This window comes from Achromobacter sp. MUI-25009338 (assembly GCF_057359325.1).
The window spans coordinates 2552442-2572712 of the sequence record NZ_CM170627.1 but is presented as its reverse complement, the minus strand read 5'-3'; the positions used below and the strand labels follow the sequence as shown (position 1 = coordinate 2572712).

Genomic DNA, 20271 nt, shown 5'->3' with positions numbered 1-20271 from the left:
AGCTGTTTCAGTCGCTTTCCAGCGCCTAAACTGGACAAATGCCGCCCGCCACGCCCAAACCCATGGCCCCCGCCCTGCTGCGCCGCCTGCTGCGCGCCAAGGACCGCATCGACGCCGCCTCGCACGAGGCCTGGCCGGTCGAGCGTCTGGCCGCGGTGGCAGGCGTCACCGAAGCGCATTTCGCCCGCAGCTTCAAACAGGCCTTCGGCCTGCCGCCGCACCGCTATCTGCTGACCCGGCGCATCGAACGCGCGACGGCCCTGCTGCGCGACACCGCGCTCAGCATTACCGACGTCGCCTACGCCAGCGGCTGGGAGAGTCTGGGCAGCTTCGGCCGCGTGTTTCGCGACGTGACCGGCCACAGCCCCGGCGCCGTGCGCCGTCAGGCCCGGACTTCGCACGAACAGCTCGCCCCGGTGCCGGCCTGTATTCTGAAAGCCGCGTTGCGGCCTGAACTCGAAACCGCAGTTTTGGAGAAGCGCCGCCGCAAGAGCAGGACTACATTGCCCACACCAACCCAGGAGGTCTAATGAATCCAGGAATCAATGTGGTGGGCCTGTACGTCGACGACCAGGACGAGGCGCTCGCCTTCTATGTCGGCAAGCTCGGTTTCAAGGTCCATACCGACGTGCAGAACGGGCCGTACCGATGGCTGACGGTCCAGCATCCCGACCAGCCCTCTTTCCAGCTCGGCCTGTTCAGGCCCGGCCCGCCGGTGCACGACGACACCACCACGCAAACCCTGCTCGCCATGGTCGCCAAGGGCGCCATGCCGCCTCTGGTCCTGCACGTTTCCGATTGTCGCGCGCAATATGCCCGGCTGAAGACCGCCGGGGTCGAATTCACTCAGGAGCCGATGGAGCGCTACGGCAGCATCGACGCGGGCTTTCGCGATCCCGCCGGCAATGGCTGGAAAATGATCCAGGCGCCACGAACCTGAGCACGTACCCGCCGAGGTCCAGCACCGGACCTCCTTGCAGGACGGCCAGCCCAATCCGGCTGCGAAAACAATGGCGAAACCGCCGCGATCGGCGGTAATCTGGCGGACCCGATCCGTCGTCCGTCCAGGAAGCTCCGATGTCGTACCTGCTATTGATCGTCGAACCGGCGGGCCAGCGCGCCCAGCGCACGCCCGAGGAAGGCCGCGAGGCCTATGCGCAGATGGTCGGCTATGCCGAGGACCTGCAGGCGCGCGGCCTGCTGGTGCGCGCGGAGTCGCTCAAGTCGGATTCGGAGGCGGTGCGCCTGCAGATCCGCGACGGCGAGCGCTCCCTGGTCGACGGCCCCTATGCCGAGGCCAAGGAGATGATCGGGGGATTCTTCCTGCTGAGCTGCGAGACGCGCGAGGAAGCGTTGGCGCTGGCGGCGCAGTGCCCGGCCGCGCAATGGGCCACGGTGGAGGTGCGCGAGCTGGGCCCCTGCTTCATGTAGCCGCCGTGGCCCGGCTTCAGCAGTTGCCTTTCTTGGCCTGTCCCGGCGGACAGAAACCGCCGCCGCCGCCGCCGTAGCCGCCGTGAGGATCGACGATCACCGCGCCGTCGGGCGTATAGACGGCGCAGCCTGACAACAGGGCCGCCATCAAGGCAAAGCTGCAAAGGATTTTCATATCTGTATTCAAAGTTGTGGACGCCTGCGAGTGTAGGCAGGCGCGCTGCAACCAGGGCTGAGTGTTCGTAACAATCTGCTGGTTGTGTTGCGCCGCCGTCCCGCAGACCTGGGATTTACCCTAGGTTTTTCGCACGGATGTCGATCCGGCGCCGCGTCGTTCGTCGTGCCTGTACAAGCCCGGAAAAACACGACGGGCTGTGATTTCCGAACCCAGGAGATTCAGGAATGCGATTCATGATCCTAGTGCGGGCCACGCCCGACAGCGAAGCCGGCGTCATGCCGCCCGAAAGCATGTTCGCCGCGATGACGACCTATCACGAAGCCCTGGCCAAGGCGGGCGTGCTGCTCGACGCCAACGGCCTGCAGCCCTCCTCGCGCGGCTGGCGGGTGCATTACGACCACGGCCAGCGCTCGGTGATCGACGGCCCGTTCGCCGACACCAAGGAGCTGATCGCCGGCTACACCATGATCCAGGCGCGCTCGCGCGAAGAGGCCATGCAATGGGCCTTGCGCTTTCCCGAGCCTTTTCCCGACCAGCCCTGCTCCATCGAAGTGCGCCAGATGTACGAGCTGGACGAACTCGGCCCCAGCGAATCGATCGAACGGTTCCGGCGCCTGCCGGCCATCAGCCGCTGACAGCCATCGCTCTTGCACCGATCCCAAGCCGACCCACCGGAAACCCACATCATGCCCAAACAGATCTTCGTCAATCTGCCCATCGCCGACATGCGGAAATCGCAGGCTTTCTTCAAGAGCCTGGGCTTTTCCTTCAATCCCCAGTTCACCAACGACCAGGGCGCCTGCATGGTCGTCAGCGACGACATCTACGTCATGCTGCTGGTGACCGACTTCTTCCAGACCTTCACCGGCAAGCCGGTGGCCGACGCCAACAAGAGCACCGAAGTCCTGATCGCGCTGTCCTGCGACAGCCGCGCCGAGGTCGACGACCTGGTGGCGCGCGCGCTGGCCGCCGGCGGCAGCGCGCCGCGCCAGCCGCAGGACCACGGCTTCATGTACGCGCACGGCTTCGAAGACCTGGACGGCCACATCTGGGAGCTGGTGTACATGGTGCCCGGCGAGATGCCCGAAGCATGACGACGCAGGCGGCCACGCATCGCGCCATCGAGGCGGTCTGGCGGATCGAAGCCGCCAGCGTCATCGCCGGCGTCGCGCGCCTGGTGCGCGACGTCGGCCTGGCCGAAGAACTGGCGCAGGATGCCCTGGTCGCCGCCCTGGAACGCTGGCCCGAGACCGGCGTGCCCGACAACCCGGGAGCGTGGCTGATGACCACCGCCAAGAACCGCGCCCGCGACCGCTTGCGGCTGGACGCGCTGCATACGCGCAAGCACGAGCAGATCGGCCGCGAGCTGGAGGCCCTGCAGGCCGACGTGGAGCCGGATTTCGTCGACGCGCTGGACGCCGCGCGCCAGGACGACATCGGCGACGATCTGCTGCGCCTGATCTTCACCGCCTGTCATCCGCTGCTGTCGACCGAGGCCCGCGTGGCGCTGACGCTGCGCCTGCTGGGCGGGCTGTCCACGGCCGAGATCGCGCGCGCCTTCCTGGCCTCGGAGTCCACCATCGCGCAGCGCATCGTGCGCGCCAAGCGCAGCCTCTCGGCCGCCAACGTGCCGTTCGAAGTGCCGCGGGCGCACGAGCGCGCGCCGCGCCTGGCCTCGGTGCTGGAGGTCATCTACCTGATCTTCAACGAAGGCTATTCGGCCACCTCGGGCGATGACTGGACCCGCCCCGCCCTGTGCGACGAAGCGTTGCGCCTGGGCCGCGTGCTGGCCGAGCTGGCGTCCGGGGAAAGCGAGGTGCACGGGCTGGTCGCGCTGATGGAACTGCAGGCCTCGCGCCTGTGCGCGCGCGCCGACGCGCAGGGGCGTCCCGTGCTGCTGATGGACCAGGACCGCGCCCGCTGGGACCGCTTGCTGATCCGCCGCGGGCTGGCGGCGCTGGACCGCGCCGACGCGCTGGGCGGGGCACGCGGCCCCTACGCGCTGCAGGCCGCACTGGCGGCCTGCCATGCCCGCGCCCGCACGCCCGAAGACACCGACTGGCAGCGCATCGTGGCGCTGTACGACGCGCTGGCGCAGGCGCAGCCCTCGCCGGTGGTGGAACTGAACCGCGCCGTCGCCGTAGGCATGGCCTTCGGCCCAGAGGCCGGACTGGACCTGGCCGACCGGCTGGCGCAGGACCCGGCGCTGGCCAATTACCATTGGCTGCCCAGCGTGCGCGCCGACCTGCTGGCCAGGCTGGGCCGCCGCGCCGAGGCCCGCGCCGAATTCGAACGCGCCGCCGGCATGACGCGCAATGCCCGCGAACGCGCATTGCTGCTGGAACGCGCCAACCAGATGGATTCGCAGACATGAAGCGCGACGCCATCGCGGCGTCCTAGATCCGATCCGGCCCGCTGGCGCCCTGTACACGCGATGGATACCGTTTGCGTCGATACCGCAACGCGTCACTGTCCGATCATGGCGATCCAGTCCTTCCGGTGTGCAGATACGCAGGCCCTGTTCGAGCTGCGGCGGGTCCCCAGGTGGGTCAACGCCGAAGCCCCTGCGCTCAAGAAGCTGCGCCTGCTGCATGCGGCGCGCCAGCTCGTGGACCTGCGCACCCCGCCGGGCAATCGCCTGGAATACCTGAAAGACGGCAAGCGCGCCGGACGGCACAGCATACGCATCAACGACCAATGGCGCATCTGCTTCGTCTGGACCGCCGACGGCCCCGCCGACGTCGAGATCTTCGATTACCACTGACCCGGGACCGGCCGGCCCGAGCCATCCACGCACCGCTACAGCAGTTCCGGCAGACGGCGCAGGTCGTCGATGACCTCGCTGGCGCCTTCGTCCAGCAGCCGCTGGCGTTGCCCGGGACCGTTGTGCGAGGCGCCGACGTAGCCGATGGCGCGCATGCGCGCAGCCCGCGCGGCGCGCACGCCGGCCACGCTGTCTTCCACCACCACGCAATCCAGGATTGCCGCGCGCATCTGCCGGGCCGCGAACAGGAACACGTCCGGCGCCGGCTTGCCGCGCGCCACCTGCGCCACGCTGAAGACATTGGGCGCGAACGCGTCCCACAGGCCCACCATCCTCAAGGCCGCCTCCAGCTTGGCGGGCTGGCTGCTGGAAGCCACGCACAGCTGCATGCCGCGCTCGCGCAGCGCCGCCACCGTTTCGGCCGCGCCGGGCAGCGCGCGCAGTTCCTGGCGGAAGGTGGCCTGCAGGCGGTCGGCGTACTGCCGCGCGAACCCGTCGGGCAGGCGGCGTTCGCTTTCCTGCTGCAGGGTCTGCCACATGTCCGCGTCGGGAATGCCGGCGAAGCGGCGCGCAGCCTCTTCGGGCGTGATGGCGATGCCGTGCGCGGCCAGCGCCTGCGACTGGGCGCGCGCCGCGATGACCTCGCTATCGATCAGGACGCCGTCGCAGTCGAAGATGACCAGGCGGGGGGCAGGCGTATGCATAGTGGCTCCGTGGGAAACAAGCCCCCATGATAGGCCGGCGGCATGACGCCGCAAGGTCGGCCGCGCGCGCCTACAGCCCCGCGCCGCGCAGGCGCCGCAAACGCCACGCCAGCGCCACGCCGCCCAGCCCTGCCGCGGCCACGATGAACGAGGCCGACGTCCAGCCGTAGCGGTCGATCGCGCCGCCCACCGCCAGCGGCCCGATCACCTGGCCGAGGTTGCTGCCCTGCATCACCAGCCCCACCGACGCCGCCGCCAGGCCGGCGCGCGGCGCCAGCGTGGGCGCGGTGCCCAGCAGGGTGGCCGGTATCAGCCCGCCCACCGCCGAGAACAACACGCACAGCAGAAAGGTCGGCATCGCCGGCAACACCGAGCGGAAGATGAGCAGCGCCACCGCGCCCATCGCCACGCTGGCGCAGGCGATCAGCGTGGAACGCCGCCAGCCGCGCGCCAGCAGCACGCCGGCGCCCAGGTTGCCGATCACGTTGGCGGCGCTGGCGATGGCGCTGTAGACGCCGGCCGTGGCCAGCGACAGGCCCAGCTGCTCGGTCAGCAGCACCGGCAGGAAGGTGAACAGCGCGAAGAACATCAGGCTGTAGAGCGTGAACGTCAGCGCCAGCAGGCGCGGGCCGGGCGCGCCCAGGGTGTCCGCCGTGTCCTGGCGCAGGCTGCGCCAGGACAGGCTGGCCCCGCCCGGCGTGGCCGGGGCCAGCGCCGCGACGCTCGCCAGCGACACGACCACCGCCGCGCTGGCGCACCACCAGTAGCCGCGCCAGTCGCCGAAGGCCTGCGAGGCCAGCATCGCGATGGCCATGCCCGCCGGCATATAACAGCTCCACAGCGCGAACGCGATATCGCGGTTCGAGGCCGACACCATGCGCTGCAAGGCCGCCGGACCCGCCACCGAAATCATCAGGAATCCCAGCCCTTCCATGACGCGCGACGCCAGCAGCAGGCCGTAGGCCGGCGCCATCGCGCCCAGCGCCGCGCCCACGGCCGTGGCCGCCAGGCCGGCCAGCAGCATGCGACGCGCGCCGTAGCGGCCGATGACGCCGCCGGCCGCGATGCCGCCGAACATGCCCAGCACGGAGAACACCGCCGCCAGCGCGCCTATCGCGGCCAGGTCCAGCCCCAGATCCCGGCGCAGCAACGGCGCGGCGATGATCAGCTTGCCCACCTGCAGCGCCGCCGCCACGCCCGCGCCCACGATCGCCGCCACCGCGCCCCAGCGCGTTCCTTCCTGCCCCATTCCCGTCTCCGCCTTGTCAGAACCCGGCCAGGATGCCATCGCCAGCCGATTCCGGTAAGTGATAATCTTCTGATTGAATTGATCGATTTATTAGATCGTCCGGCGCGATGATAGACGCTCTTACCCTGGACCAGCTACGCGTATTCGCGGCGGTGGCCGACACCGGCAGTTTCCGCGCGGCCGCACGCCGCCTGTCGCGCGTGCAGTCGGCGGTCAGCCACGCCATCGCCAATATGGAAACGCAGCTGGGCGTCAGGCTGTTCGACCGCAGCGGCCACCGTCCCGTCATGACGCCCGAGGGCGCGGCGCTGTTGGCCAACGCCCGCGACATCCTGCTGCGCGTGGACGCCATGCGCGCCCGCGCCCAGGGGCTGGGCGAAGGCGTCGAGCTGGAACTGTCACTGGCCGTGGACACGCTGTTTCCCCTTGCCGCGGTGGGCGCCTCGATCAACGCGCTGCGCGCGGCCTATCCTTCGGTGGCCACGCGGATTTCGGTGCTGCCGCTGGGCGGGCCGATAGAGGCGCTGCTGGCGCGCAGCCATACGCTGGGCATCGTGGCGGGCGAGCACTTCCGCCATCCGCACATCGCCATGCAGGCCTTGTCCTCGGTGCAGATGGTGGCCGTGGTCGGCGCGGCCCACGCGCTGGCGCGCCACGTCGCGGCGGGCGAGCCGCTGGCCCCGCCCGCCCTCGCCGACCATGTGCAGATCGTGCAGTCGGACCCCTCGGCGCTCAGCCAGGGCCGCGACTTCGCCGTGCTGTCGCCGCAGACCTGCCGCGTCAATACGCAGGACGCCAAGCACGCGCTGATCGTCGCCGGCGCGGGCTGGGGCCGCCTGCCGCTGTGGCAGGTGGAGCGCGACCTGGCCGAAGGCCGGCTGCTGCGCCTGCCGACCGACAGCCTGGGCCGCGGCAGCCAGGTGGCCGCCGAAACCTATCTGGCGCACCGCATCGACCAGCCGCTGGGGCCGGCCGCCCGGGTGCTGGCGGCCGCGCTGCGCGACGCGGCCCGCTGAGGGCTCAGGACTTGGCGGGGGGCCGCGCGTAGCTCACGCCCATGCCGGCGCGCACGTCGTTCTGGATGCCGTAGGGCGGGATCGGATAGCGCAGTCCGTTAGCCGACAAGGCCTTCATGCCCTCGATGGCGATGGGCAGGTAGCGCGGCGGCATGGCCATCAGCATTTCCTCGTCCGGCACGCCGCCGTAGCGGCGCTCGGCGAAACAGGGCAAGGACAGGCTGGGTTCGCCGGTGGCCAGCGCCCTGCCCCAGGAGTCCGCACAGGCGGTCTCGCCCACCACGCTCCAGTCGAAGCGGCGGTAGTTCTTCCATTGCAGGCCATTGATGAGGATGATCATCTGGCCCGGCGTGGCGTACACCAGGCAGATGTCTGGCGGGTTCAGCCGGCCCGAGGCCAGCGGCGACACCACCATGCCCTGGTACTTGCCCGCGGGCACGCAGGACAGCGCTTCCTGGCGGGCCTGGGCGTCGGCCTGGGTGGCGTGCCATACGCCGACATAGTCCTCGCCGCGCCGCCAGGCCTCGTCCTGCGGCCCCAGCCCGATCACGGCGCGGCACTGCGCGCCCACCAGATCGTCGCCGGTGATGCCCACGGTCCAGCCCAGCCGCGCCGCCATGCCGACGATCTGGTCGGTGGTGTGCGTGGCCTGCGGACGCCGCAGGCCCTTGACCGCCGCCATGTCCTCCGCCCGCTCATACAGCTTCATGCCGATGACCGTGGTCTTCAGGCGCAGCAGCTTGTTCAGGTCATCGACCAGCGATGCCCAGTTCAGTGTCGTCTCTTCCATGCCCGTCCTTTGGACTGTCGTAGTACAGCAAGGACTATAACGAAACGGCCGGGCCTACGGACCGATGGAACGCAGCGCCCGCTTGCAGATGCGTTCGGTGGCGGCCGCCGGCCGGCCCGCCGACCAGCGCGCGCATACTTCGCGCACCCAGTCCGGGCGGCTCTTGCTGGCGTCGTTGAGCCAGTTCGCCACCGAATCCTGCACATAGACGGCCGGGTCCGCCCGCAGCGCTTCCAGCAAGGGCAGCGCCAGGCCCGGATCGGACTTCAGCGCCGCGATGTGCGCGCACCAGACGCCGCGCGGACGCAGCGACTCGCAGGCGAAACGCCGCAGCCGCTCGGACGGCTCACTGGTCCATGGCTGCAGCAATCGCAGCGCCTCCTGCAGTTGCGCCGCCAGATGCTCGCGCAGCGCCAGCCAGGCCCATTCGCGCACGCCGAAATGCGCGTCGTCGGCCAGCGGACGGATCAGATCCAGGCGCGCGCCGAGCGTCCCGGCCGGCATGGCGCCCGCCATGAAGCAGGCCCAGCCGCGCACCGTGTCGCAACGGTGCGTCTTCAAGACTTCGAAGCCGTCGGGCCCCAGGCGTTCGCCCAGGATGTGCGCGGCCAGCGCCATGCGCCGGGAAATGCCCAGCCCCGCCTGCGCGCGCATCGAAGCCACCGCCGCGGCCCCGGCCTGCGGCGCCACGGCCTGCATCAGCGCGGCGAAATCCACCGCCAGGCATTCGGTCAGCGTGGCCGCCGGTTCTCCGGCGTTCAACTGCGCCAGGCGCTCGGGCGCGATGTCTTTCACGCCCCTGCCGGCCGGCTTCGGCGCCGCAGCCTTGCGCGGGCTCACCGCGCCGGCTCCCGAATGGCGGCACGGCCCGCGTCCGTGCCTTGCCAGACCCGCTCCAGCAGGCCGGCCAGTCGCTCCCGGTCCGCGTCGCCGAAGCCCGCGAACAGCGAGCCGATCCAGTCGGTGTGCTCCTTGAAAAGCCTGGCCGCGGCCGTCCGGCCCTTGACGGTCAGCTTCACCTGGATGCTGCGCCTGTCGTCCTTGCCTGCCTGGCGCGCCACGAAACCGTCGCGCTCCAGCCCGTCGAGCAGGCCGGTCACCGTGGCGCGCGTGACGCCGGCGCCTGCGGCCAATTCGTACGGCGCCAGGCCCTGCGCCTGTTCGTGCAGCAGGAACAGCAGCACGAATTTGCCCTCGGACAGCCCGCGCGGCGCGAGCCGGGCGGCGCAATCCCGATCGATGGCCGCGGCCAGCGACAGCAACTGAAAGCACAAGCCGATGCCGCCGGCCGACGGCAACCCCCGCCTTGCCGCGATTTCCAGCAGCGCGCGGTGCTTGCGTTCCAGCATGGCTTGTCCGTCCTTCATGGCCGCTCCAAAATTAATTAGCCGACGTATAGTACGCCGGCTAATTAATATCCTGCAACCACGGGCCTGCCTTCAGCGATACAGCACCGTGGGGAGCCACAACCCGATCTCCGGGAACACGTACAGCAGGAAGATCGCGATCACCTGGATGCCCATGAACGGCATCATGCCCATGAAGATCTGGTTCAGCGTGACGTGCGGCGGCGAGACGCCCTTCAGGTAGAAGGCGGACATGGCCACTGGCGGCGACAGGAACGCCGTCTGCAGGTTCAACGCCACCAGCAGCCCGAAGAACAGCGGATCGATGCCGAAGGTGTTGAGCAGCGGCACGAAGATGGGCATGAAGATCACGATGATCTCGGTCCATTCCAGCGGCCAGCCCAGCAGGAAGATGATGACCTGCGCCAGCAGCAGGAACTGCAGCTGCGACAGCCCCAGCGACAGCACCCATTCCTCGATGATGCGCTGTCCGCCCAGCAGCGCGAAGGCCGCCGAGAAGATCGACGAGCCGACGAACAGCCAGCACACCATGGCGCTGGTCTTTGCGGTCAGGAACACCGATTCGCGCAGGACCGGCATGTTCAGCCGCCGGTACGCCAGCGCCAGCAGCGCGCCGCCCAGCGCGCCCATGGCCGCCGCCTCGCTGGGCGTGGCCAGGCCGAAGCCGATCGAACCCAGCACCGCCGCGATCATCACGGCCAGCGGGAAGAACGAGGACATCAGCATCTTGAAGATTTCCAGCCGCGCCCAGGTCAACAGGCCATAGAACGCCAGCATGGCGGCCGCGCATATCGCCGCGAAGATCCAGAAGCCGGTGGGCGCGGCGATGCCCTCGCCGGCCTCGGCCGGCGCATCCGCCGCGGCCGCGGCGGACGGCGCCGCCGGCGCGTCGGACTGGGCGCCGGGCGGTTCGGACAGGCCGCCCGCGTCATTGGAAGGCGGCTCGGCCAGTCCGCCGGACGGCGGCTCGCTCAGGCCCGAATCGAAATCCACCGAACCCAGCTGCAGTTCCGCGGGCACGTCGTAGACCACTTCGGGCCGCGTCGTGGCCTGGTAGACCACGGCCACCAGCAGCACCGTCACCGCCAGCGGCGCCAGCGCCATCGCCATGTAGCGCAGCAGCGCCGACAGCGGCACGTCGCGGTTGCGGCGCCCCTTGAACAGGGCCGCCACCATGCCGGACAGCGCGCGCACGTGTCCGCCCGAGGCCAGCGCCTTCGATTCGGGCGACAGCGGCACGCCGCGTTCGGTCATGGGCAGCGGCGGCGCCAGGTCGGGCCGCAGCTTGGCCAGGATGATGACGTACAGCATGTACAGGCCGGCCAGCATGATGCCGGGGAACAGCGCGCCCGCATACAGCTGCACCACCGACACGCCGGTGGTCGCGCCGTACACGATCAGCATCACCGAAGGCGGCAGCAGGATGCCCAGGCAGCCGCCGGCCGTGATGGCGCCGGCCGTCAGCCGCACGCTGTAGCCGGCCTTCAGCATGGCCGGCATGGCCAGCAGGCCCATCAGCGTGACCACCGCGCCGACGATGCCGGTGGCCGTGGCGAAGATGGCGCAGGTGGCCAGCGTGGCCACCGCCAGCGCGCCGGGCAGGCGCGCCAGCGCCAGGTGCATGGAGCGGAACAGTTTTTCGATGAGGTTGGCGCGCTCCACCAGGTAGCCCATGAACACGAAGAGCGGAATGCAGATCAGCGAGTCGTTGGTCATGGTGGCGTACGTGCGCTGCACCATCAGGTCCAGCGTCTGCCCGATCGAGCGCGCCGGATCGGGATTCTGCATGTAGTACGCCAGGAAGGTGAACAGCACGCCCATGCCCATGAGGGTGAACGCCGTCGGAAAGCCCAGCATGATCGCCACCACGATCAGCGCCAGCATCAGCAGCCCGATGTGCCCGGTGGTGAGGTTGTCCCAGGGTGTCAGGAAGACGATCATCAGGATGACCAGGCCGATGCACGACAGGCCGAACCACAATGCCTTGTGGATTTTCATTGGCGAGGCTCCTCGTGCGTGACGTAGCGGTCCAGGCGGGCGATGTCCTCGTCCTTCACGTGCACCATCTCCTTGAGCTTGTCGACGTCCACTTCCTCGACGTCCTCTTCACGCGCCGGCCACGCCCCGCGGCGCAGGCACAGCAGGCAGCGCATGACTTCGGCCAGCCCCTGTACCAGCAGGACCGCGCCCGCGATCGGGATGAAGGCCTTGAACGGGTAGATGGGCGGCCCGTCGGCCATCAGCGAGGAATGCTCGCGGATGGCGATGGAATAGCCGGCGTAGTACCAGCCCGCCCACACCAGGGCGATGACCCCGGGAAAGAAAAACACGATGTACAGCGTCAGGTCGAGCCCGGCCTGCATGCGCGGCGGCAGAAAGCCGTACAGGATGTCGCCGCGCACGTGGCCGTTCTTGGCCAGGGTGTACGCGCCGGCCATCATGAACAGGATGCCGTAGTACATCATCTGCAGGTCGAACGCCCACGCGCTGGGCTGGTTCAACACGTACCGGGCGGCGACTTCCCAGCACACATGCAGGGTAAGAACGACGATCAACCAGGCGAAGGCCTGCCCGACGAAGGTGGATATGCGGTCTATGAAACGTATGATTCGGATCATCTGGCGTCCTGGTTGAGGCGCAAGGCTTCCCGCCGCGCGACCTGGACGAGCGCGCGACGCATGAGACGATGTGTCAATCAGTCAAGGCGCAACGGCGCCCCGGCCCGCCTGGGCGGGCGCGGGACGGGCCCTGCGTTCAGGCCGTCTTGTTGCTGCGCGAGAAGTAGTGGTTGTAGGCCATGCGGAAGTTGACCGAGGTATCCCCGTTCCAGCGCCCCACCCGCTCGGCGAAGGCGCGCTGCGACTCCAGCACCTTCTTGAACAGCGGGTTCTCGGCCGAGCGCTTGGCGATCATCTCGTCCCAGATCTTCAGCTGCTGCTGCAGGATGGCGTCGGGCGTCTTGTAGAACTTGACGTTGTGCTCTTTCTGCAGCTTGACGTAGTCCTGCGAATAGCGGTTGGCCGCCTTCCAGGACATGTCGGCGCTGGCGGCCTGCGCGGCGTAGCTGAGGATGTGCTTGAGGTGGTCCGGCAGGCTGTCGTACTTGGACTTGTTGAACAGCACCTCGAACTGCTCCGCGCTCTGGTGGAAGCTCTGCAGCATGCAGATCTTGGAGACGTCCTGGAAGCCCAGCGCCAGGTCCGAGGACGCGTTGTTGAACTCGGCGCCGTCGAGCAGGCCTCGGTCCAGCGCCGGCACGATCTCGCCGCCGGGCAGCGCGTTGACCGCCGCGCCCATGGCCGTGTACATGTCGATGGCCAGGCCCACCGTGCGGAACTTGAGGCCCTTGACCTCGTCCATCTTGGTGATCGGGCGCTTGAACCAGCCGAACGGCTGGGTCGGCATCGGGCCGTACATCAGCGACACCACGTTCACGCCCATGGCCTTCTGGATCTCGACCAGCAGCTCCTTGCCGCCGCCGTATTCATGCCAGGCCAGCAGCATGTTGGCGTCCATGCCGAAAGACGGCCCGGACCCCCACAGCGCCACGGCCGTGTTCTTGCCGTACCAGTAGGCCACCACGCCATGCCCGCCGTCCAGCGTGCCCGCGGACACCGCGTCCAGCAGATCGAACGCCTTGACCACCGCTCCCGCGGGCAGCACCTCGATCTTCAACTGGCCGCCGGCCATGTCGTTGACCTTCTGGGCATAGTCGCGGGCGAACTCGTGGAAGATGTCGTTGGCCGGCCACGTGCTCTGGAAGCGCAGGGAAATCGGGGCATTCTGCGCCCGGCTGACCGCCGGAAATCCCAGGGCTGCGGCGCCGGCCGCGGCTGCGCCGGAGATGAACTTGCGGCGGCGGGGCTTTGTAACGTGTTGCATGGTGTGTTGTCTCCTGAAAGGACTACATGGACCAGCTAATAGTTACTTCTGCTACGTGGACGCGGGAGCGGCCCGCGGATGACGCGAAACTGTGAGCTGATTAGACCTTTCCGACTAATCGGTGACAATCAGCTTTATGTCAGGATTTACCCTAGAACTGCTTAACGCTTAAGCGCTAAGGCCTCTGCACGACTCTCACCTTGCCGCTGTCGCCGCCGCCGCAGAACAGGCGTTCGCCGGCGTCGGACTCCAGCCCCGAGACGCCCGTGCCGGCCGGCATTTCCACGCTTTGCAGCACTTCGCCGGTGCGCGCGTCCAGTTCGCGCAACTCACTGGCGCCGTCCTCCCAGGTGCCGTGCCACAGCTTTCCGTCCACCCAGGTCACGCCCGTGACGTAGCGATCCGAAGCGATCGTGCGCAGCACGCGGCCGGATTCCGGGTCCACCTGGTGGATCTTGCGCTGGCGGTACACGCCCACCCACAGGCTGCCTTCGGCCCAGGCCAGGCCCGAGTCCTCGCCGCCGCCCGGCGCGGCGATGGTGGAGACCACGCGGCCGCTGGCCGGCTCGATTTTCTGGATGCGCCCGTCGGCGATCTGGTAGAGATGCCTGCCGTCGTAGGCCGTGCCGGCGCTGGCCGCGACGTCGATGGCGCGCGTCGTGGCGCCGCTGTCGGGGTCCATGGCCAGCAGCCTGTCGCCCACGGCGAACCACACCTGGCTGCCATCGTAGGTCAGGCCGTGCACGGCGCTCACGTTCTCGAACGGGCCGTATTCGCGGATGATGCGGGCTTGGGAGCGTTTCATGTCGGTATCCTCCAAAAGAGACGCCTCCATGCTAGTCCGCCGCCAGCGCGGCCGGGAGCAACAAGGTTGTCGTGAATCCGGGCATGGGCGGGGTGATCCAGCGCCGCGCGCGGCCCTGCCCGCGCGACTGCACCTTGTCGGCGGCGGCCAGCGCATCGAGCGCGCGCTGCACCGTGCGCTGGCTGGCGTTCAGGGCCAGCGCCAGCGCCGAACTGGACCAGGCCTCGCCGTCGGCCAGGAACGCCAGGATGGCGCCGTGGTCGCGGTCGGCGTCTTCGACCGGGCGGGCCAGCACCACGGCCTCGCGTCCCGGCCGCGGCTCGAGCGCATAGCCTTCGCGCGTGGCGACGATGCCGGCCAGCGGCCGCAGCGCCGTGCGCAGCCGGCCGATTTCCACGCGCAGGCGCGCGCGGTGCGTGTCGTCGAAGTACGCGCTGCGAAAGGCCTGCCGGCTCAAGGCCTCGCGCGCGACGGCCTGCGGCCAGGCCTGCGCCAGCGCGCGGGCCAGCGCGAACAGCACCGGCCGGCTCGCCAGCGGCACCACCGCGCCGGCCTCGCGCACCGCGTTGCGGCAGGCGTCCACCACCAGCGTGTCGGACGCCAGCAGCGCCTCGACCTCGTCCAGCAGCAACAGGCGTTCGCCGCCGCGCCCGAGCAGGCGCGCGGCCGGCGCGGTCAGCACCATCGACGCGCTTTCGACCTCGGCCGCCAGCACCGGAATGCCGGCGTGATTGGCCGCGATCTCGGCCTGGGCCAGCGCGGCGCGCGCGGGCTGTATCCGCAGCCGCCGCAAGGCGATGCCGGCGGCGATCAGTTCATGGATGGCGCGCGACGCGGGCGCCAGCGCGGCCGGGTCGAGCGCGGCCAGCGCGCGTTCGGCGTCGTCGAGCCGGCCGATCAGAAGCGCCCGGCGCGCCTGCAGATGACGGGCGTGCGCGGCATTGGCCGGATCGCCGTGCGCCTGCAAGGCGGCGCGCGCGGCCTCCAGCGCCTTCTCCGGCCAGGCCAGCTCGCGCGAGACCAGCGCGATCTCGGCCTCGGCCACCACGCAGCGGGCGCGCGACAGCACGTCCTTGGCGTCGAAGCCGCGGGCGGCGCTACGCAGCAGGGTGCGGGCGCGGCGGAAATCGCCCAACTGCGCCATGGCGATGCCGCGCAGGGCGAGCGCCGGCGCGTCGCCGCGCAAGGCGACCAGATTCAGCGCGGCCAGCGGATCGCCGGCCGCCAGCGCCCGCGCCGCCGATGCGATCAGGGAATCCATGGACATTGCGCCACGTGCGCGGCTCCATTCAGTGTGCAAGCCCTAATCTATCACCGACCGGCCGGCGGGAAATTCAGCGTCAGCGCCACGCCTGCGCCGCGCAGGCCCTCGTCCAGGCTGATCTCGGCGTGATGCTGGCGGGCGATCTGCGCCACCAGCGACAGGCCGATGCCGCTGCCGCCGCCGGTGCTGCCGGCGGCGCGGTAGAAGCGGTCGAAGACGCGCCGGCGCTGGGCCGGCGCGATGCCGGGGCCGTCGTCGGCCACGCGCAGGAACGCACCGCCGTCCGGCGTAGGGCCACAGGACACGGCGATCTGCCCGCCCTCTGGCGTATAGCGGACCGCGTTGTCGAGCAGGTTGCGCAGCAGCACGCCCATCGCGTCGACTCGCCCCTGGACCGTACAGGCCCGGACTTCGAGCAGGATGCGCTGGCGCTTGCGGGTCGCGTCCGATTCGCAATCCCGCGCCAGCATCACGACCAGCTTGTCCAGTTCGATCGTCTCTGGCGCGTCGGCGCCTGCGCTCAACGCATCCATGCGGGCCTGATCCAGCAACTGCTCCGACAGGCGCGAAGTGCGCTGCGCGACCTGCCGCAGCTTTTCGATCGAGGCCGTCTCGCCGCCGGTTCCGATGCTGCGCGCCACCAGTTCGGCGTGCGCGCTGAGCGCGGCCAGCGGCGTGCGCAGTTCGTGCGCCGCGTCCTCCAGGAAGCGGCGCTCGCGGTCCATGCCGGCCTTCACCCGTCCCAGCAACTGGTTGATCGACTGGATGAACGGATGCAGTTCGCCCGGCATGCCGGCCGACGGCACGGGCGCCAGGTCGAACGGCTCGCGGCGCGCGATCGCCGCGCCCGTCTGGTCCACCTTGCGGAAAGCCCGGCACACCACCGCGCAGCTCACCGCCGCCAGCAGCACGAACAGAATGGAGACGATGATGAGGCCGCGCTTGACGCTGTACCAGGACCGCGCGCGCCATTCGCTCTCGGGCTTGGCCACCTGCACCTGCACGCGGCCGCTGGCGTCGGTGAGCGAAAACACGCGCCACGCGGCGCCGTCCAGCGTCACGTCGGCGTAGCCGTCGGCAAGCGTCGCGCTCAGCGGCGCTTCGGGCGACTCAGGCGAACGCATCAACAGCCGCCGGTCGGCCAGCGACCACACATGAAAGCGCACCCGGTCGCCGTCGACCAGTTCCGCTCCGGGCGGCGCGAAGCGTTCGGTGGGCGCCACGCTGCCCAGCAGGCTGACCGGCAGCGAGGCCAGCATCTGGGTGGCCGCGTCGCGCAGCCACAGGTCGCGCACGCCGGTCTGGGCGCGCATGGTTTCGTACTGCTGGAAGGCCGACACGCCGATCCAGGCCAGCAACAGGGTCAGCAGCAGCGTGACCGTCAACTGCCTGCGCAAGGTCTTCATGACGCCTCTTCGATGCGATAGCCCAGGCCGTGCACCGTCGTTATCAGCCCGTCGCCCAGCTTGCGGCGCAGCTGGTGGATGTACACGGCCACCGTGTTGCTTTCGATCGCGCCGCTGTCGCCATAGACGGCGGCCTCCAGCTGCTCGCGGTTGACGGTATGGCCGATGCGCTCCATCAGCGCCAGCAGCGTGCGGTATTCATGTGCGCTCAGTCCGATCTCCACGCCGGCGCGCGTCACCACCCGCCTTGCGGGTTCCAGCACCACGTCGCGGCAGCGCAGCGCCGACACCACCGTGTTGCTGCTGCGCCGGACCACGGCGCGCAGCCGGGCCAGCAGCTCATCGAGCTGGAACGGCTTGACGATGTAGTCGTCGGCGCCCAGGTCCAGGCCCTGGACGCGTTCGCTGAGCCGGTCGCGCGCGGTCAGGATGAGCACCGGAGTCGCGTCGTAGCGCGCGCGCAGTTGCTTCAGGACCGCCAGGCCGCTGCCGTCGGGCAGCCCCAAGTCCAGCAGCACGGCCTGAAAAGCATGTTCGACCAGGGCCAGCCTGGCCTGCGCGACGTCGCGCACCCAGTGCGCGTCCACCCCCGACTGACCCAGGCCGGTATGCAAGGCGTCGCCCAGCATGGCGTCGTCTTCGACTAACAGGACACGCAAGAGAACTCCAAGGCAAACGAACGAGGGCGAATCATGCCGGCGCCCATTTAAAAAATTATTAAAACCCCATGCCGACAATGCGGTTCGCGTAGGGCGAGGCAGCCGGCCCGCCTGGGAACAAAGGAAGCAATGGAATGAAGCCACTGATTTTATCAAGCAGGACGCTGGCGGCCTCGGCCGCGCTGCTGGCGGCGCTGACGGGCAACGCACGCGCCGAGAACGAGGGACAGCGCCGCAACTTCATCGGCATGGGCGTGGGCGCCATACCGGTGTACGAAGGCTCCAGCGAATACCGCGCCCTGCCCGTGCCGCTGATCCAATACCAGTCCGGACACTTCTTCATTTCACCGCGCGCGGGCCTGCCGGCCATGGGCCTGAAGTTCGACCTGGCGCCGGACTGGACCACCGGCGCCTTCGTCGGCATGGGGCTGGGACGCAAGGCCGATGACGCCGACCTCACCAAGGGACTGGAAGACATCGACTTCCACGGCACCTACGGCGCCTTCATCGAATGGTCGCCCGGGGACTTCTCGGTGATCGCGGCCTACCGGCAGGCCGCGAAAAGCGGCTATGGCGCCACGCTGGACCTGCGCGCAACCTACACGGCATGGCGCGACACGCGCAACCGCGTCTCGATCGGCGCCAACACGCAATGGGCCGACAGCGACTACATGCAGACGTGGTTTGGCGTCACGCCCTCGCAGGCCGCGCGCAGCCGCGCCGGGCTGGATACCTACTCGGCCTCGTCCGGCTTCAAATCCGTGTCGGTCTTCGGCACCTGGACACACAGCTTCAACGACCGCTGGGCCGCGGTGACCACGCTGGGCGTCAGCACCCTGGCCGGCGACGCCCGCGACAGCCCGCTGACCGACCGCGAGACCAACGCGTTCGCCCACGTCGGCGTCATCTACGCATTCTGACGGCCAGGGCCGGCCGGCCCGCAACCAGGGAGATCCCAGATGAAACGCCTGCATGGCATGGAATTGTTCGCCGAAGTGGCGAAGGCGCACAGCTTCAGCCGCGCCGCCGCCGCGCTCGGCGTCCCCACCTCCACGGTGTCGCGCCACGTGGCCGAACTGGAGCGCTCGGTCGGGCTGCGCCTGCTCAACCGCAACACGCGGCGCGTGGAACTGACCGACGCGGGCCGCCTGTACTTCGAGCGCTGCCGCCGCATCGTGGCCGAAGCCGAACTGGCGCACGCCGAGCTGCGCGAGCATTTGGACACGCCCAGCGGGCCGCTGCGGGTGCAGTTGCCGGCGGCCCATGCGCTGGACGCGCTGATGCCAGCCATGGTGGCTTTCGGGCGCCGCTACCCGGACATCCGGCTGCAGTTGTCCGTGGCCGAGCGCGAAAGCGCCGAGCGCGCGCCCGATGCCGCCGACGTGTCGATCCGCCTGGGCGAGCTGCCCGACTCCACGCTGGTGGCGCGCCGCCTGGGCGCGGTGCAGGCCGGGCTGTATGCCTCGCCCGCCTATCTGACCGCGCGAGGCGCGCCGCGCGAACCCGAAGACCTGGAACGCCACGACTGCATCGGGTTGCGCCAGGGCGCCTGCCCGGCCGGCCCCTGGCGGCTGCGGCGCGGGACCGAGCGGCGCGACGTCCCGGCGTCCCTGCGCTATGGCGCCAACGACGCCTGCATGGCCAGGCAGCTGGCCCAGATGGGCGCAGGCATCGCGGCGCTGGGCGGCGGCGCCGACGGACTGGTGCGCGTGCTGCCGACCTGGAGCCTGGAACCGGTCGCCGTGCACGCCGTGACCGAGACCCGCCTGCTGCCGGCCAAGACCCGCCGCCTGATCGACTTCCTGGCAGAGTATCTGGACGCGCCCGCGGCCGCGCTGGCCGCCGAACCGCCGCTGGCCCGCGCGGCCTAGCGCGACATGCGCCGGGTGATACGACCCCGTTTACCCGGCCCCGCCCCCTTTCCCCCCGCCACGCCGCCCGCCACCGTGTAAACTCCCCCCTTTTTGACTCTGGTGGTATGTTGCAGGCCCCCCAGCGCACCGGTTTAAGCGGCCCGACGCTCATTCGCTTGCTGACTCGCCTGACGGATGTCGATGTCGCGCAATCCAGGCAATCGCTCTCTGACCATCTGAGCCAGTGGCTCGGCTGGACGGACGCGATCGCCCTTTCGGCGGCGCTCAACACCAGCCCGCCCGTGATCGCGCCGGGCGCGCGCATGTTCAGCAGCGCCGAGGAGCGCGAATGCCAGCGCGTGCGCGCCACCCTGGCCGACGCCATCGCCAGCGATACCGCGGCCACGGCCGCCAGGCGTCCCGCGCCGGGACAGGCGCCGGCAAAGAAGCTGGCGGCCCTGGCCGAAGCCGAGGCCGATTACGCGAATTTCCGCCAGCGCTATCTGTCGTTGCAGCACACGATGGAAACCGCCGTGGGCAACCTGCGCAGCCGGCTGCGCGGCATGGTCGCGGCCAGGAATGGCGAATGGACGCGCCTGGCGGTGGTCGACGCCATCATGGACCGCGCCCTGCTGCCCAAGGAGCGCGCCCTGCTGGGCGCCATCCCGAAACTGCTGCAAGGCCATTTCGAACGCCTGCGCCAGGCCGAGGCGCAGGCCCTGGCCGAAGCCGGCGACGACGGCGCCGAGGCGCCTGCGGCCGCGGCCGGCGCCTGGCTGGAGACGTTCCGCAAGGACATGCGCAGCGTCCTGCTCGCCGAACTGGATGTCCGTTTACAACCGGTCGAGGGGCTGCTTGCCGCCCTGCGCACCGGCCAGATCCGTACACACTAACCAGGACACT

Annotated in this window: 24 protein-coding genes; 11 read left to right on the top strand and 13 right to left on the bottom strand. The window is 69.7% G+C overall.

Translation table 11 applies throughout. The features are described from left to right. Window positions 1-38 precede the first annotated feature (38 nt). The 3 genes from AC1IQ6_RS12290 to AC1IQ6_RS12280 all read left to right on the top strand — a co-directional run bounded on the left by AC1IQ6_RS12290 (window position 39) and on the right by AC1IQ6_RS12280 (window position 1431). A complete protein-coding gene (locus tag AC1IQ6_RS12290) occupies window positions 39-530 on the top strand; it encodes a helix-turn-helix domain-containing protein (RefSeq protein ID WP_479731659.1) in 492 nt (163 codons plus the stop codon). Further along, window positions 530-940, top strand: coding sequence for a VOC family protein (locus AC1IQ6_RS12285; protein WP_102775989.1), 411 nt, complete (start codon window positions 530-532; stop codon window positions 938-940). Before AC1IQ6_RS12290 ends, AC1IQ6_RS12285 begins: the two co-directional genes overlap by 1 nt. A gap of 137 nt (window positions 941-1077) precedes the next feature. Beyond that, a complete protein-coding gene (locus tag AC1IQ6_RS12280; protein WP_485866425.1) occupies window positions 1078-1431 on the top strand; it encodes a YciI family protein in 354 nt (117 codons plus the stop codon). Between the two features lie 16 nt (window positions 1432-1447). On the opposite strand, the gene AC1IQ6_RS12275 is transcribed toward AC1IQ6_RS12280, so the two are convergent. Beyond that, window positions 1448-1606 carry a hypothetical protein gene (locus AC1IQ6_RS12275; RefSeq protein ID WP_102775987.1) on the bottom strand — a complete coding sequence of 53 codons (159 nt, stop codon included), beginning with the start codon at window positions 1604-1606 and terminating at the stop codon, window positions 1448-1450. Between the two features lie 227 nt (window positions 1607-1833). On the opposite strand from AC1IQ6_RS12275, the gene AC1IQ6_RS12270 reads away from it, so the two are divergent. From AC1IQ6_RS12270 to AC1IQ6_RS12255, 4 genes are all read left to right on the top strand, one after another. Beyond that, window positions 1834-2244, top strand: coding sequence for a YciI family protein (locus AC1IQ6_RS12270; RefSeq protein WP_102775986.1), 411 nt, complete (start codon window positions 1834-1836; stop codon window positions 2242-2244). 51 nt (window positions 2245-2295) lie between these two features. Further along, entirely contained in the window at window positions 2296-2703 is a 408-nt protein-coding gene (locus AC1IQ6_RS12265; protein WP_485866424.1) for a VOC family protein, read from the top strand. After that, window positions 2700-3983: an RNA polymerase sigma factor gene (locus tag AC1IQ6_RS12260; protein ID WP_479731656.1), complete on the top strand. Its 1284-nt coding sequence runs from the start codon at window positions 2700-2702 to the stop codon at window positions 3981-3983. The genes AC1IQ6_RS12265 and AC1IQ6_RS12260 overlap by 4 nt, the downstream gene beginning before the upstream one ends. A 105-nt stretch (window positions 3984-4088) precedes the next feature. After that, window positions 4089-4373, top strand: a complete 285-nt coding sequence (locus tag AC1IQ6_RS12255) for a type II toxin-antitoxin system RelE/ParE family toxin (RefSeq protein ID WP_102775983.1) — start codon at window positions 4089-4091, stop codon at window positions 4371-4373. A 35-nt stretch (window positions 4374-4408) separates the two neighbouring features. Here the strand turns inward: AC1IQ6_RS12255 and AC1IQ6_RS12250 are convergent, their stop codons facing one another. Both AC1IQ6_RS12250 and AC1IQ6_RS12245 read right to left on the bottom strand, forming a co-directional pair. Next, entirely contained in the window at window positions 4409-5077 is a 669-nt protein-coding gene (locus AC1IQ6_RS12250; protein ID WP_111824945.1) for an HAD family hydrolase, read from the bottom strand. Between the two features lie 70 nt (window positions 5078-5147). After that, window positions 5148-6326: an MFS transporter gene (locus AC1IQ6_RS12245; RefSeq protein ID WP_102775981.1), complete on the bottom strand. Its 1179-nt coding sequence runs from the start codon at window positions 6324-6326 to the stop codon at window positions 5148-5150. 107 nt (window positions 6327-6433) lie between these two features. Here AC1IQ6_RS12245 and AC1IQ6_RS12240 point away from each other — a divergent pair, with 107 nt between their 5' ends. Next, window positions 6434-7342 carry a LysR family transcriptional regulator gene (locus tag AC1IQ6_RS12240; RefSeq protein ID WP_485866423.1) on the top strand — a complete coding sequence of 303 codons (909 nt, stop codon included), beginning with the start codon at window positions 6434-6436 and terminating at the stop codon, window positions 7340-7342. A gap of 4 nt (window positions 7343-7346) precedes the next feature. Here the strand turns inward: AC1IQ6_RS12240 and AC1IQ6_RS12235 are convergent, their stop codons facing one another. The 10 genes from AC1IQ6_RS12235 to AC1IQ6_RS12190 all read right to left on the bottom strand — a co-directional run bounded on the left by AC1IQ6_RS12235 (window position 7347) and on the right by AC1IQ6_RS12190 (window position 17515). After that, window positions 7347-8132: a DUF169 domain-containing protein gene (locus AC1IQ6_RS12235; RefSeq protein ID WP_485866422.1), complete on the bottom strand. Its 786-nt coding sequence runs from the start codon at window positions 8130-8132 to the stop codon at window positions 7347-7349. A 54-nt stretch (window positions 8133-8186) separates the two neighbouring features. Next, window positions 8187-8927, bottom strand: coding sequence for a DNA alkylation repair protein (locus AC1IQ6_RS12230; protein ID WP_246842360.1), 741 nt, complete (start codon window positions 8925-8927; stop codon window positions 8187-8189). 41 nt (window positions 8928-8968) lie between these two features. Continuing rightward, entirely contained in the window at window positions 8969-9499 is a 531-nt protein-coding gene (locus tag AC1IQ6_RS12225) for a MarR family winged helix-turn-helix transcriptional regulator (RefSeq protein WP_485866421.1), read from the bottom strand. A gap of 72 nt (window positions 9500-9571) precedes the next feature. Then, window positions 9572-11497, bottom strand: coding sequence for a TRAP transporter large permease (locus AC1IQ6_RS12220; RefSeq protein WP_485866420.1), 1926 nt, complete (start codon window positions 11495-11497; stop codon window positions 9572-9574). Further along, window positions 11494-12117 carry a TRAP transporter small permease subunit gene (locus AC1IQ6_RS12215; RefSeq protein WP_102775976.1) on the bottom strand — a complete coding sequence of 208 codons (624 nt, stop codon included), beginning with the start codon at window positions 12115-12117 and terminating at the stop codon, window positions 11494-11496. Before AC1IQ6_RS12215 ends, AC1IQ6_RS12220 begins: the two co-directional genes overlap by 4 nt. 136 nt (window positions 12118-12253) lie before the next feature. Beyond that, window positions 12254-13381 carry a TRAP transporter substrate-binding protein gene (locus AC1IQ6_RS12210; protein ID WP_111824942.1) on the bottom strand — a complete coding sequence of 376 codons (1128 nt, stop codon included), beginning with the start codon at window positions 13379-13381 and terminating at the stop codon, window positions 12254-12256. 175 nt (window positions 13382-13556) lie between these two features. Continuing rightward, window positions 13557-14186 (bottom strand): Vgb family protein, encoded by a 630-nt coding sequence (locus AC1IQ6_RS12205; RefSeq protein ID WP_102775974.1) that lies wholly within the window; start codon window positions 14184-14186, stop codon window positions 13557-13559. A 31-nt stretch (window positions 14187-14217) separates the two neighbouring features. Beyond that, complete coding sequence (locus AC1IQ6_RS12200) at window positions 14218-15447, bottom strand: helix-turn-helix domain-containing protein (protein ID WP_485866419.1); 1230 nt, start codon at window positions 15445-15447, stop codon at window positions 14218-14220. Between the two features lie 50 nt (window positions 15448-15497). Then, window positions 15498-16856: an ATP-binding protein gene (locus AC1IQ6_RS12195; RefSeq protein ID WP_485866418.1), complete on the bottom strand. Its 1359-nt coding sequence runs from the start codon at window positions 16854-16856 to the stop codon at window positions 15498-15500. Beyond that, window positions 16853-17515: a response regulator transcription factor gene (locus AC1IQ6_RS12190; RefSeq protein WP_102775972.1), complete on the bottom strand. Its 663-nt coding sequence runs from the start codon at window positions 17513-17515 to the stop codon at window positions 16853-16855. The genes AC1IQ6_RS12195 and AC1IQ6_RS12190 overlap by 4 nt, the downstream gene beginning before the upstream one ends. Before the next feature lie 134 nt (window positions 17516-17649). Here AC1IQ6_RS12190 and AC1IQ6_RS12185 point away from each other — a divergent pair, with 134 nt between their 5' ends. The 3 genes from AC1IQ6_RS12185 to AC1IQ6_RS12175 all read left to right on the top strand — a co-directional run bounded on the left by AC1IQ6_RS12185 (window position 17650) and on the right by AC1IQ6_RS12175 (window position 20261). After that, window positions 17650-18435, top strand: coding sequence for a MipA/OmpV family protein (locus tag AC1IQ6_RS12185; RefSeq protein WP_111824940.1), 786 nt, complete (start codon window positions 17650-17652; stop codon window positions 18433-18435). A 39-nt stretch (window positions 18436-18474) separates the two neighbouring features. Continuing rightward, on the top strand, window positions 18475-19386 hold the full coding sequence (locus AC1IQ6_RS12180; RefSeq protein WP_102775970.1) for a LysR family transcriptional regulator: 912 nt from the start codon (window positions 18475-18477) through the stop codon (window positions 19384-19386). A gap of 107 nt (window positions 19387-19493) precedes the next feature. Further along, a complete protein-coding gene (locus tag AC1IQ6_RS12175) occupies window positions 19494-20261 on the top strand; it encodes a DUF3348 domain-containing protein (protein ID WP_485866417.1) in 768 nt (255 codons plus the stop codon). Window positions 20262-20271: the final 10 nt, after the last annotated feature.